The organism is Marinovum sp. (assembly GCF_048263515.1).
In the GTDB taxonomy this organism is placed as follows: Bacteria; Pseudomonadota; Alphaproteobacteria; order Rhodobacterales; family Rhodobacteraceae; genus Marinovum.
Genome location: NZ_JBLXEC010000001.1, coordinates 25,209 through 38,131 on the forward strand (window position 1 = coordinate 25,209; position 12,923 = coordinate 38,131).

The 12,923-nt window shown below is 65.6% G+C and carries 12 protein-coding genes; 7 read left to right on the top strand and 5 right to left on the bottom strand.

Annotation, left to right across the window (positions count from 1 at the left end; genetic code table 11):
• The first annotated feature begins 10 nt into the window (after positions 1 to 10).
• Genes ACN0SE_RS00130 through ACN0SE_RS00160 form a run of 7 tightly spaced genes read left to right on the top strand, consistent with a single transcriptional unit; the run spans position 11 to position 6,580 of the window.
• The gene (locus tag ACN0SE_RS00130; RefSeq protein ID WP_417522432.1) at positions 11 to 796 is read left to right on the top strand and encodes an enoyl-CoA hydratase/isomerase family protein; all 786 of its coding nucleotides are present in this window, start codon (positions 11 to 13) and stop codon (positions 794 to 796) included.
• A gap of 11 nt (positions 797 to 807) precedes the next feature.
• Positions 808 to 1,668 (top strand): MaoC/PaaZ C-terminal domain-containing protein, encoded by an 861-nt coding sequence (locus tag ACN0SE_RS00135; protein ID WP_417522433.1) that lies wholly within the window; start codon positions 808 to 810, stop codon positions 1,666 to 1,668.
• A complete protein-coding gene (locus tag ACN0SE_RS00140) occupies positions 1,665 to 2,888 on the top strand; it encodes a CaiB/BaiF CoA transferase family protein (RefSeq protein WP_417522434.1) in 1,224 nt (407 codons plus the stop codon). Before ACN0SE_RS00135 ends, ACN0SE_RS00140 begins: the two co-directional genes overlap by 4 nt.
• A 1-nt stretch (position 2,889) precedes the next feature.
• A complete protein-coding gene (locus ACN0SE_RS00145; protein WP_417522435.1) occupies positions 2,890 to 4,041 on the top strand; it encodes an acyl-CoA dehydrogenase family protein in 1,152 nt (383 codons plus the stop codon).
• On the top strand, positions 4,038 to 5,063 hold the full coding sequence (locus ACN0SE_RS00150) for an acyl-CoA dehydrogenase family protein (protein WP_417522436.1): 1,026 nt from the start codon (positions 4,038 to 4,040) through the stop codon (positions 5,061 to 5,063). Before ACN0SE_RS00145 ends, ACN0SE_RS00150 begins: the two co-directional genes overlap by 4 nt.
• Positions 5,060 to 5,425: a Zn-ribbon domain-containing OB-fold protein gene (locus ACN0SE_RS00155; protein ID WP_417522437.1), complete on the top strand. Its 366-nt coding sequence runs from the start codon at positions 5,060 to 5,062 to the stop codon at positions 5,423 to 5,425. The genes ACN0SE_RS00150 and ACN0SE_RS00155 overlap by 4 nt, the downstream gene beginning before the upstream one ends.
• A 3-nt stretch (positions 5,426 to 5,428) precedes the next feature.
• Positions 5,429 to 6,580 (top strand): thiolase, encoded by a 1,152-nt coding sequence (locus tag ACN0SE_RS00160; protein WP_417522438.1) that lies wholly within the window; start codon positions 5,429 to 5,431, stop codon positions 6,578 to 6,580.
• A gap of 396 nt (positions 6,581 to 6,976) precedes the next feature.
• Here the strand turns inward: ACN0SE_RS00160 and ACN0SE_RS00165 are convergent, their stop codons facing one another.
• From ACN0SE_RS00165 to ACN0SE_RS00185, 5 genes are read right to left on the bottom strand one after another with little or no spacing between them, the layout of a single operon-like run.
• Positions 6,977 to 8,362, bottom strand: coding sequence for an FAD-binding oxidoreductase (locus ACN0SE_RS00165; protein ID WP_417522439.1), 1,386 nt, complete (start codon positions 8,360 to 8,362; stop codon positions 6,977 to 6,979).
• Between the two features lie 60 nt (positions 8,363 to 8,422).
• Entirely contained in the window at positions 8,423 to 8,950 is a 528-nt protein-coding gene (locus tag ACN0SE_RS00170) for a TRAP transporter small permease (RefSeq protein WP_417522440.1), read from the bottom strand.
• A gap of 54 nt (positions 8,951 to 9,004) precedes the next feature.
• Positions 9,005 to 9,979 carry a TRAP transporter substrate-binding protein gene (locus ACN0SE_RS00175; protein ID WP_417522441.1) on the bottom strand — a complete coding sequence of 325 codons (975 nt, stop codon included), beginning with the start codon at positions 9,977 to 9,979 and terminating at the stop codon, positions 9,005 to 9,007.
• A gap of 22 nt (positions 9,980 to 10,001) precedes the next feature.
• Positions 10,002 to 11,285 carry a TRAP transporter large permease gene (locus ACN0SE_RS00180; protein ID WP_417522442.1) on the bottom strand — a complete coding sequence of 428 codons (1,284 nt, stop codon included), beginning with the start codon at positions 11,283 to 11,285 and terminating at the stop codon, positions 10,002 to 10,004.
• Positions 11,286 to 11,289: 4 nt separating this feature from the next.
• A complete protein-coding gene (locus ACN0SE_RS00185) occupies positions 11,290 to 12,801 on the bottom strand; it encodes an amidase (protein WP_417522443.1) in 1,512 nt (503 codons plus the stop codon).
• Positions 12,802 to 12,923 lie beyond the last annotated feature (122 nt).

Below are 12,923 nucleotides of genomic sequence, written 5' to 3' on the forward strand. Positions count from 1 at the left end.
GGCCGGACTGATGGAGAGCGACCTCATCCAGATCGAACGGCATGGGACAGTTGCTGTCCTGCAGTTCACAGAGCCCAAGGCCCTGAACCCCTTTTCCATGGAGATGCGGGTTCAGGCGGCAGAGGCCTATGAGGCCCTGAGCGCCGACGACACCGTCAGCGCCATCGTCCTGACAGGTGCCGGTGGCAACTTTTCCGCCGGCGCGGACATCCGCCAGCTCAGGGCCATCACCGAGCCCGACCCTGACCTTGCACGGCGTCGGCTGGAGCCGCTGGCCCGGCTGGTGCGCCTGATCGCTGGCGGTCCGAAACCGGCGGTCGCCGCGGTCGAGGGGATCGCCTTTGGCGCCGGCATGTCGCTGGCCGCGGCCTGCGATCACGTCGTCGCGGGCGAAAGCGCGCGGTTCGGTGCGGCCTTCGTCAAGATCGGCCTCACGGCCGATTGCGGTCTTCTGTCAACGCTGCCGCAACGCGTGGGCCTCACCCGGGCACGGCAGATCCTGATGACCGGCGCGCCGGTTCCGGCCAAGGAGGCTGCCGAGATCGGGCTGGTCGATACGCTGACCGAGGACGGCAAGGCTTTGGACGATGCCATCGCGCTGGCCCAGGGCATGACCGGTGCCGCGCCGCTGGCTGTGGCCGCGATCCGCCGCGCCCTGGCGCAGGGGCCGCTGACGCTGGAACAGGCGCTGAGCTTTGAATCCGCAACCCAGCCGATGCTCAGCATGACCGCCGATCACCGCGAGGGGATTGATGCCTTTTTCGCCAAACGCAAACCCCGGTTCCGGGGAAAGTGAAGGAGACGCCCATGGCGATCGACTATGACAGACTGATGGCGCTGGACATTCCCGAGGTGGAACAGAGCTATTCCTTCCGGGATACCTGCCTCTATGGTCTCGGCCTCGGGCTGGGGCTCGACCCGATGAACCGCGATCACCTGCGCTTCGTCTACGAAGAGAACCTGCGTGCCCTGCCCACCATGGCCGTCGTACTGGCCCGCCCCGGGTTCTGGTTCCGCGAGATGGACACCGGCATCGACTGGGTCGCCATCGTTCACGGCGAACAATCGACGACGTTTCACGCCCCGCTGCCGGTCGAGGGCCGGGTGCGCGGCAAGACGCGGGTGACCGGTATCGTCGACAAGGGCGAAGGACGCGGCGCTCTGGTAATTTCCGAGCGGGACGTGACCGATTGCGACACCGGCAGGCTTCTGGCCACCGTCGAACAGACCACCTTTTGCCGGAACGATGGCGGCTTCGGCGGGCCTGCTGGTGCGAAACAGCGCGCCGCGCCCCTGCCCGAGCGGGCGCCGGATGCGCGGATCACCCTGCCGACATCGTCGCAAGCGGCGCTGATCTACCGCCTCACCGGCGATCTGAACCCCCTTCACGCCGATCCCGAGGTTGCCGCCAAGGCCGGCTTCGACCGCCCGATCCTGCATGGATTGGCGACCTATGGCGTCGCCGGTTACGCGGTCTTGCACGCCCTCTGCGACCTCGACCCGAGCCGCCTTCGGTCGCTCTCGGCGCGCTTCACCGCGCCGGTCATGCCGGGCGAGACGCTGGTCACCGAGGTCTGGAAGCAGGACGGGGCCCCGCAGTTCCGCGTCCTCAGCCAGCAAAGCGGGCGCACCGTCCTGTCAAACGGCCATGCGGAGGTCACATCATGAGCACCCCCCTTTCGAACATCCGCGTCATCGACATGACGCGCGTGGTGGCCGGTCCGCTGAGCACACAGATCCTCGGCGATCTTGGGGCCGACATCGTCAAGATCGAACGCCCGGTCACCGGCGACGATTCCCGGCAGGTCGGCCCGCCGTGGATGAAGGACCCAGACGGCAACGAGACCGCGCAATCGACCTATTACCAGTCGGTCAATCGCAACAAACGGTCCGTGGCGGTGAACTTCGCCGATCCCGAGGGCGCCGAGATCATCCGCGAGCTGATCAAGGATGCGGATGTCTTCGTCGAGAACTTCCGGCCCGGAACGCTCGACAAATATGGGCTGGGCTATGAGCAGCTGAAGGCCCTGAACCCGCGGCTGATCTATTGTTCGGTCACCGGTTTCGGCCAGACCGGCCCCTATTCCGACCGCTCCGGCTATGACTATCTGGCGCAGGCGATGGCCGGTGTGCTCAGCGTCACCGGACACCCCGACGACCAGCCCAATGGCGGCCCGGTGCGCGTGGGCGTGCCCCTGGCCGATATCCTCGCCGGGCAGCAGGCCGCCATCGGCGTGCTGGCCGCCTTGCAAAGTCGGGTCACCAGCGGCCGCGGCCAATGGCTCGACGTCTCGCTCTTCGGGTCGCAGTTCGCTGCCATGGCCAACCCGCTCTCGGCTTGGGTCAATGCCGGAAAGCTGATCGGCCGCACCGGCAACGATCATCCCTCGGCCGCGCCCTACGGCATCTACGAGGTCGAGGACGGCTTCGTCCTGATCGCCACCTTCAACGACCGGGAATTCGGACGGCTGGCAGAGGCTCTGGGTCACCCCGAGTGGATCACCGACCCCCGGTTCGCCCGCAACGGCGACCGGGTGAACAACCGCAGCGCCCTCAAGGCCGCCGTCAGGGACGCGCTGCAGGGCCGGACCCGCGCCGAGCTGATCGAGAGCCTCAACCGCGCCAAGGTCTCTTGCGGGCCGATTAACACGCTCGCGGACCTCGAACAGGACCCGCATGTGCAATCCACCGGGATGATCGTCGCGACCGAGCACCCCAAACTGGGCACCCTGCGCGGCGCCGCCCTTCCGGTGCGCTTTTCCGAGGACAGCCCGAGCTATCGCTTGGCGCCGCCGGAAGTGGGTGAACACACCGACGAGGTGCTCACCCGCGACATGGGGTATGCGCCGGATCGCCTCGCCGAGCTGCGCCGCAAGGGGGTGCTGTGACATGAGTGCGCCGTTCAAGTTCGAACCGGTCACCCTGCCGGATACGCATGACCCGCTCCGCCAGCGGGTGCGGGACTTCCTGAAGGACCACCAGCCGAACTGGAGCCCTTGGGACGTCGGCCATTCCTGGACGGCCTTCGATCGCGCCTTCTCGGTCGAGGTTGGCAAGCAGGGCTGGATCGGCATGACCTGGCCCGCCCGCTACGGCGGCTCCGAGGCGACGATGATGGAACGCTACGTGGTCATCGAGGAAATGCTGGCCGCCGGCGCGCCGGTGTGCTCGCACTGGATCGCGGACCGCCAGAGCGGCCCGCTGATCCTTCGGATCGGCACCGAGGAACAGCGTCAGCGCTTTCTGCCCGCCATTGCGCGCGGCGAGATCTCGTTCTGCATCGGCCTCAGCGAACCCAACGCCGGGTCGGACCTCGCCGCGATCCGGACCAGTGCGGTGCAGACGCCGGAGGGCTGGCGTCTCAACGGCCAGAAGGTCTGGACCACCAACGCGCATCTGTCTGAGTTCATGATCGCGCTGGTGCGCACGGAAGGCACAGTCGCCGACCGGCAGAAAGGCCTGTCGCAGGTGATCGTCGACCTGTCGTTGCCCGGTGTCGAGGTGCGCGAGATCGAGGACCTGACGGGCGATGCCCATTTCAACGAGGTTGTCTTCAACGACGTCCTCCTGCCCCACGACGCGCTGATCGGCACGCCCGGATCGGGCTGGGCACAGGCCACCGCCGAGCTGGCCTTCGAACGCAGCGGACCCGACCGCTTCCTGTCGTCCTTTCCGCTGCTCTCCGCGGTGATCGATGAGTTGGGCCCGACCGATGACCGCCAGACCCGTCAGGCCGTCGGCACCGCCGTGGCCGAAGCTGCAGTGCTGCGGCAGATGTCGCTGTCAATCGCGCAGATGCTGGAACGCGAGGAAAACCCGATGAACGAGGCCTCCATCGTCAAGACGCTGGGTGTCGAATTCGAACAGGGCATGCCCGAGCTGGCCCGCAGACTGCTGCCAGACCTCGAGATCGGGCGGGGTGGCGGCCCACTCGGGGAGATGACCGCAAGCGTACTGCAACTGTCCCCCACCTTCTCGCTGCGCGGAGGCACGCGGGAAATCATCAAGGGGATCATGGCCAGAGGGATGGGGATGCGATGAGCGAAAGCGACGAGATTGCAAAGATGCTGTCGGACCAGCTGGAGCGCCTGCTGATCGACACGGCCGGGGAGCATCTGGAAAAGCCCGAGGCCGCCGCCCGGCTGCTGCAGGCGGTCGAGGACATGGGCCTGCGCATGGCCTTTGTCCCGGAAGAGGCAGGCGGCGCCGGCCTGTCGCCGCTGCTGGCGCGCGAAATGATCTCCCTGCTCGGCTATCACGCCGTGCCTGCCGGTGTCGGCGAGGCCATGCTGGCCGACTGGCTGATCGGCCTCTCCGGCATGGAACCGCCAGAGACGCCGACCTTGCTTGCCACGGGCGACATCACCCTGAGCGACGGCAGGCTGTCCGGCACGCTCACCGCACTGGCCCTGCCCGGCGCCGCCAGCGTCCTGACCTCCACCAACACTGGCACGCTTGTCCTGCTGGACCGCGCAGACGCCACCGAAGAACAAACCCTCACCGGCATCGCGCGAGAGACGGCCCTCCGGCTCACCTTTGCCGACGCTCCTGCCCGCGTGCAAGGCGCAGCCACCACCGTCCCGGTCGACATGGCAGTCGCCGCGCTTCGGGCGGCGCAGATCGCCGGCGCGCTGACCCGGGTTCTCGACCTCTGCGTCGAGTTCGCCAACACGCGCGAGCAATTCGGCCGCCCGATCGGCAAATTCCAGGCAATCCAGCACCTTGTCGCCGACCTGGCCTGTGAGACCGCCGCGGCGCAGATCGCCGCTGGGCTGGCGCTTGGCGGACTGAGCCAGCCGCAGCCGCTCGGCCCAGTGGCCGCCGGAAAGATCCGCGCCAGCATCGCCGCAGGCAAAGGCGCGATGCTGGCACACCAGCTGCACGGCGCCATCGGCGTGACCCGCGAATATGTGCTGCAGCACCTGACCCGCAGGCTCTGGCAGTGGCGCGACGACGCCGGATCCGAACATCTCTGGTCCGACAGGCTGGGGGCCGAGGTTCTGGCCCGCGGCGACGCCTGGCAGGACGTACTCGACATCTCAGGACAAAGGCACGTGGCATGACCCGAGACATCACCAAACCTGAAGAGGAATACCGCGCCCACCTCGAGGCCGGCCGCTTCATGCTGCTGCAGCCCAAAGGCGGCGCACCCTTCTTCTTTCCCCGCACGCTGGCGCCGGGCACCGGCGAGACCGATCTCGAATGGGTGCCCGCCTCCGGCAGGGGCACGGTCTATTCCACCACCGTCGTGCGCAAACGTGACAACAGCTACAACGTCGCGCTCATCGACCTGGCCGAGGGGCCCCGCATGATGAGCCGTGTCACCGGTATCGCCCCTGACGCGGTGACCATCGGCATGAAGGTGCGCGCCAGAATAGACCAATCCGGCGACGTGCCTTTTGTAGTCTTTGACCCCGAGGAGTGAATGATGACCGGATTTCCCCGCGCCAAGACTGCCATCGTCGGCGCCGCAACCTTCGGCATGGGCGAGGCCCCGGGCCTCTCCTCCACCGATCTCGCCGGCCAGGCCACAGTCCGCGCCCTGGCTGACGCCGGGCTGAGCCTCGGCGACGTCGACGCGCTGTTCATCGCGCTGCCCAGCGAGCCGCTTTCGGGCCTGAGTTTCGCGCAGTATCTCGGCATCGAACCGGCGATCACCGAAAACAACCGCAGCGGCGGGTCGTCCTTTCAGACCCATGTCATGTTCGCCGCGCTGGCGCTCGATGCCGGGCTCTGCAACTGCGCGGTGATCGCCTATGGCTCGAACCAGCGGACCGGCACCGGCAAGCTGGTCAGCGCCGCCGCGCCGGATCCCTACGAAGCACCCTATGGCTTGCGCCTGCCCGTCGGCGCCTATGCGCTGGCAGCCGCGCGGCATATGCATGACTACGGCACCCGGCCCGAGCAGCTTGCCGAGGTCGCCGTCGCTGCCCGCGGCTGGGCCGCGCTCAATCCCGATGCCTTCCTGCGCGACCCGCTGAGCGTCGATGACGTGCTCTCGGCCCGGCGCGTCTGCGATCCACTGGGATTGCTCGACTGCTGTCTCGTGACCGATGGTGCCGCCGCCATCGTCATGACCCGCTCCGACCGCGCCCGCGACCTGCGCCAACCCCAGATAGCCGTTCTCGGCGCGGCGCAGGCCACGACGCATTTCAACATCTCGTCGATGCCTGACCTCACGACCACCGCCGCGGCGCGCTCCGGGCCGGCCGCGATGGCCCAGGCGGGCATCACTCCGAACGACGTGGACGTGCTGCAGCTCTACGATGCCTTCACCATCAACCCGATCCTCTTTCTCGAAGACTTGGGGTTCTGCAAGAAAGGCGAAGGCGGCAGCTTTGTCGAGGGTGGCCGCATCGCCCCAAGCGGCGCGCTTCCGGTGAACACCAACGGCGGGGGGCTGTCCTGCGTCCATCCGGGCATGTACGGATTGTTCACACTGGTCGAGTCGGTCGTCCAACTCCGCGGCCAGGCCGGCGCGCGTCAGGTCGAGGGGGCCCAGATCGCGGTGTCGCACGCCAACGGCGGCTTCCTGTCCAGTCAGGCCACCGTCGTATTGGCCACCGAGGACGCCGCCTGATGCGCCATGCCCGAACCCGGTCAACCGTTTGCGCGGTTTCAAATCGTGGTCGCCATCGGCCTCTTAAATTGAAGCACGCCATCGTGCCATTGCCAAACTGAGCGTTATTGCGGTCTGCCTGAATGACCGCGCGTCTTGCCGTAATGCAGTGAGACCGCCCTGCTGTCGCGCAGCGGGAAAATTTCTGCAAGCGCGCGCCGCGAGAACTGGCACCGTCTGGTTGGGTTCCGAGCCGACATTGGCCGCGCCGCTGGAGCTGAGTGGTAAAATGGGCACCAACATCTGCATGGTCTCGTGGCAGGGCGTGGCGGATGGCAGGAGCCATCCTGCCCATTTCCAACCTACCTGCCATTTGCGCCTGCCGCCCAGCCAGCGGAGCAAGTCACTGTGTAGTCTTCAGCAGACTTCAACCGTCTTCCCGGGATTCATGATGTTCTTCGGGTCCACGGCGCGTTTCAATGTCGCCATGAGCGCATAGGCGGCCCCGTGCTCTTCCTCCATGTAGCGCTTCTTGCCGGTGCCCACGCCATGCTCGCCGGTTACGGTCCCGCCGAAGGACAAGGCGAGCCTGTTGACCTCCGAGGCCAGCGATTTGGCCTGCGCCAACTCATCGGGGTCGTTCGGGTCGATCAGGATCATGAGGTGGAAATTGCCGTCGCCGACGTGGCCGACAATCGGGGCGATCATGCCGGAGGTCGCCACCATGTCCTTGGACCGCCCGATGCACTCGGCCAGCGCCGAGATCGGAACGCAGCAATCGGTGATCAGACCCTCGCAGCCCTTGCGCAGCGATTTTCCGGCGTAATAGGCGTTGTGTCGTGCGGTCCACAGCCGATTGCGATCTTCGGCCTTGGTGGCCCACTCAAAGCCCGACACGCCGAACTCTTCGCCGACGCTTTCGAACATTTCCACCTGTTCTTTCACGCCGGTGTCGGACCCGTGAAATTCCAGAAACAGATGCGGCTTTTCCGGCAGGTTCAGATCCGGGTTGAAGATGTTCATGCCTTTCATCTGGACCTCGTCCAGCAATTCGATCCGCGCCATCGGAATGCCCATCTGGATCGCCATGATCACCGAGTTGACAGCGTCGCCGACGGTTTCGAAGGAACAGGTCGCCGCAAGGATGGTGTCGGGCTGGCCGAACAGGCGTACCGTCAGCTTGGTGATGATGCCGAGCGTGCCTTCGGAACCGACGAACAGATGTGTCAGGTCATACCCGGCCGAAGATTTTCGCGCGCGCGACCCGGTTTCGATGATCGTGCCATCGGGCAGCACGACCTCGAGCGCCAGAACGTTTTCGCGCATGGTACCGTAACGCACGGTGTTGGTGCCCGACGCCCGGGTGGCGGCCATGCCGCCCAGCGTGGCATCCGCGCCGGGATCGACCGTGAACATCAGGCCCGTGGCGCGCAGCTCATCGTTGAGTTGGGTCCGCGAAACACCGGGCTGCACGACGGCGTCGAGATCGCTTTCGTGGATTTCGAGGATCCTGTTCATGCGGCTGGTGTCGACGCTGATCCCGCCGTGGATCGGGATCACGTGGCCTTCGAGCGACGTGCCGATGCCGAAAGGGACGACCGGAACCCCGTGCCGCGAACAGATCTTCATGATCGCGGACACCTCTTCGGTGGTCTCGGGGAAGGCGACCGCGTCCGGCAAGGCAGGCTCGGAATAGGCCTCGTCGCGGCCATGTATCTCCCGGATGGACTCGCCGGTCGACAGGCGCTCGCCCAACAGGTCTTTCAGGTCGGAAATGGCTTGAGCGATCGTGTCCCTGGTCATGGAAAGTCTCTCTGGAGGTTGGTCTTGAATGGTTCGAGGCTGGCTTGGATCAATGCGATGTCAGTCCAGTTGCGTATCGGCGGTGTCGGCCTGGTCATCGCCGGCCCAACGGGCAGCGAGATGCAACAGGATGATGATCATCGCAATCGGCACCGACATGGAGATCCAGACCATCGGAATGCCGAGCGTGTCGGCGGTCAGGCCGGCTTGGCGCGCCAGAAACCCCTTTGCAAAGCCGCCGCGCAGGCCGATGAAGCAGAAATAGACGACCGGCACAACGAAAGTCAGAACCGCCGCGCTGTGGATCGCCTCGGCAAGGAAACCCAGAAGATGAGGCCGCTTCGGCGCGACGCTCTGCATCAGCACCGCGTCCGAGCGCGTCTTGAACGACAGCGTCGCGCCCAGAAGTCCGGTCCAGACCATGGCATAGCGGGCCACGTCTTCGGTCCAGACCGGTGGCGCGGAGAAGACATAGCGGGCAATGATCTGCAACACCACGGTCAGGAACATCAGGCAGACGGCGAAGACGGCGGCCCCACGTGCGACGCGGTGAACGCTGTTGCTCGCTGTGATGATGGCATTGCGCATGTATCGTCTCCTGCGGAAGGGGCCGGGCCTTGCCAAAGGCCCGGCGGTTGCGCGTCAGCGGTTGGCGTCGGACAGATCGGTCCAGACTTTCACGTCTTCGGACGGCATCAGGCCGGACTCGTAGACCGGCTTGGATGCCTCACGGAACACCGCGCGTTCTTCTGCGGTCAGGCGCTGAACGGCCACGCCCTTTTCTTCCAGTGCGGCCAGGCCGCGCTCCGAGGCTTCTGCCAGCCATGCGCGGGCCGCGGCATCAGCGGTTTCGACGGCGCTGTCCACGGCGGCCCGGTCGGCCTCGGACAGGCCTTCGTACCAGCTCTTGGAGACGAGGACAGCGCGCATCGGGATGATCACGCCGGCATCCGAGAAGTTCTTGACGAAGTCGGTCTGCCCGAACATCACCGGCACGAAGGGCGAGTTCAGGTAGCCGTCGATCACGCCGGTTTGCAGGCCGGACGGCACTTCGCCCCAAGGCACGATGGTTCCGCTGGAGCCCCAAGCCTTGTACATGGCGATCTGCGCATCATCGAGCGCACGCATCCGCAGGTCCGACATGTCGGCGGGCGACCGAACGACCGCATCGGTGGTGATGATGCCCGAAAGCGGCCCGAGCGGCGCCAGCGCCAGCACGACGACATCCTGATCTGCCAGCTTTTCGTTGACGCGGTCAAAGACCTTGCCGGCTTCCAGCACGCGGTCCATGTGGTCGACATCGTCGAAGATATAAGGCAGCCGCACGCCATAGATGAATGGGTCGACCTGGGCGATGGCGCGGACATCCGACAGCGACACTTCGAGCAGCCCGGTCGACACCTGGTCGAACTTCTCGGCTTCGTTGCCGACTGCGCCGCGCGGCAGTTCGCGGACGTCCATCCCGGCTTCGGTCAGGGCCGCCCCGAAGGCATGTGCCCAGTTGTAGGATCCGCTGGTATCGAGATCCGGCGCGCTGTCCAGGGCGATCTTGACTTCCGCGCTGACCGCGCCGGACATCGCCAGCAATGCCGCCAGTGAGAGTGCCTTGAGTTTCATGTTCTTCTCCTCCTTGAGTACTTTAATTGACTGAAAAGCCGAGCAAGCCGGGCAATGTGAGCGACAGGGCCGGCCAGTAGACCAGCGCCATCAGCAGCAGGACCTGCACGACGATGAAGGGCAGTGCGGCGTAGGCCAGCCGCCAGTAGTTGAGGTTTGTCAGCGCCGAGACGACCACGAGGCACTTGCCCAGAGGCGGCGTGATCAGCCCGACACACAGGTTGAAGCACAGCACGATGCCAAGCTGGATCGGGCTGATGCCCTGTTCCAGCGCTTGCGGCGCGAAGAGCGGAATGAGCAGCGTCAGGGCCACGGGCGTGTCCATGAACATGCCCGCAATCAGGAAGATCGCGACGAGGAAGAACAGGTATTTCGTGCCGGTCAGCCCGAAGGACCCGACCCAATCCGCCAGAGCACTCGACCATCCGAGTTGCCCGGCCAGATAGCCAAGCACCGAAATCGCGGCGAGGATGATGAAGATCGTGCCGGTCATCTTGGCGGTCGCCTCGACCGCGTCGAAGATCATACGCAGGGTCAGCCCTTTGTAGTACTGCCCCGCCACAAGGGCGACCACAACCGCCACCGCTGACCCTTCGGTCGGTGTCGCCAACCCAAAGACCAATGCTCCCAGGATCACCACCGGCAGGCAGAGCGCCGGGGCGGCGTTGAGCAGGCTGGGCAGGAACGGCGGCAGATCGTCGGATTTCCCGCCGGGATGTCCCTTCATTGCGGCAATAATGGCATTCAGCGCCATCAGAGACGCGGCGAGCAGCAGGCCCGGTACCACGCCCGCGATGAACAAGGCGGCCACCGACGCTCCCGTCAACCCGCCATAGATGATCATGATGATCGAGGGCGGAATGATCGGCCCGATCATCGACGAGGCCGCGGTGATGGCCCCTGCGTAATAGGGGTCATAACCGCGGGCCTTCATCTCCGGCACGAAGGTGCGTGACAAGGCGGCACTATCCGCGATGGCCGAGCCCGAGATGCCTGCAAAGAACACGCTGGTCAGGATGTTGACGTGGCCCAGACCACCCCTGAAGCGACCGACGATGGACATGGCAAAGTCGATCAGGCTGCGGGTGACACCGGCGCGGCCCATGATCTCGGCGGTCAGGATGAACAGCGGCATCGCCATGAAGGCGAAGACGTCGAGTTGTGCGAAGATGCGCTGCGGCAGGATCGACAGGAACTGGCTCTTGTCGAGGGCCACGAAGGTAAGAACGGAAACCGCGCCCATCAGATAGGCAAAGGCCGTGCCGCTGATCAGCAATATTATGAAGATGATGGGAATGAGATACATTGTGCTACACGGCCGTTCGCATTGCGGCCGTCTCGGACGGGCCGGCGCTGTTGAGGATGGGCGGTTGGGTGACGATCGAGCGCAGGTCGATGTCGGAGGGCGCAAGGCTCGCCATGTCGGGGCGGGGCCGCGCCGTTACCGGGTCAGATGCGAAGAAAGTCTCGATCGCCTGTGCTGCGGCAAGCATAGCATCATCTCCGCGCACCGGCCCCAACACTTGCAACCCGAAAGGCATGCCCAACGGGTCACGGCCGCAGGGCAGCGTGATCGACGGGCCGCCGGTGAGCGAGCCGCGATAATTCAGCGCCAGCCAGCGATAATAGATATCCATGCTCTGGCCCTCGATTTCCGTGGCGTGCCCTTGGGTCCATGGGAACGGCGACACCGGCGCGGTGGGCAGCAGGATCACGTCGACATCCTGCATCACCGCGTTGAAGCGGCGCAGGATGCGCGTCTGTTCGGCATGCGCCCAGGCCCGGTCTGCCAACGTCATGGACTGGCCCAACGCGACATTGGCGGCGATATCGGGGCCGAAGGCCTCCGGATCGGACTTGAAGACCTCGCCGAAGGCCGAGACGAAGCTCTCGGCGCGCAGGATGTCAAAGCACCGGTCCATGTCACCGAGCGCCAGATCAACCGCGCGGCAGTCCTGAACCTGCGGCGCGATCTTCTCGACGCGCGCCCGGAAGGTCGCCCGAATGGCAGGGTCCACCGGCGCACCGCCGAAGTCCTCGCTGAAACCGACCCTCAGGTTCGAGAGGCTGATGGCGGGCAGCGTTGCAAACCGGTTCGGCGCCGCGCGTGAGGACAGCGGATCGTCGGGGTCGAACCCTTCGCAGACCCGCAGCATCAGGACCAGATCGTCCACCGTGCGCGCCATCGGGCCAAGCACCGAAATGCCCGACCATCCCAAAGGCCGCGTCGGATGGGCGATGACGTCGACGGAGGGCCGATAGCCTACGATACCGCAGAGTGCCGCCGGCAATCTGAGAGACCCGCCCGTGTCCGACCCGGTGCAGAGGGGCAGAAGATCTGCCGCCAGTGCCGCCGCCGATCCGCCAGAAGACCCGCCAGCGATCAGGTTGGCATCAAACGGGTTGCCCGTCGCGCCCCAGACCGGGTTGCGGCTGTTGCCGCCTGCGCCGCATTCGGGGACATTGGTCTTGGCCAGAATGATCGCCCCGGCGTTGCGCAGTCGCGCTACCATGGGCATATCCACCTGTGGACAGTTCGCGCGCATCCGCGGGCTGCCATGGGTGGTCAGCAACCCCTTGGTGTCCTGAAGGTCCTTCACCCCCACCGGCAAGCCGTCCAGCGGCCCCTTGGGCGCTCCGGCCCGCCATCTGCCTGTTGCCTGCACCGCTTCGCCGACCGCGCGTTCGGCATCGATCGCCGCCAGGGCGTTGATCTTGGGATTGACCTGCGAGATCCGCTCGAGGCAGGCCGCCAGATATTCACTGGGGGTCAGCCTGTGGTCGGCAAAGCGCTGCAACACCTCGTACGCAGACAGGGCCATCATTGTGTCCCCTCTCATGCGCCTACCCGAACCGACGCCAGCCTGATCGAACCTGCCATCGCCTTCCCTCCCCAGAAACGATTTCAGTTAAGATAAAGCGGGTCGTTCCCGAAGAATATTGA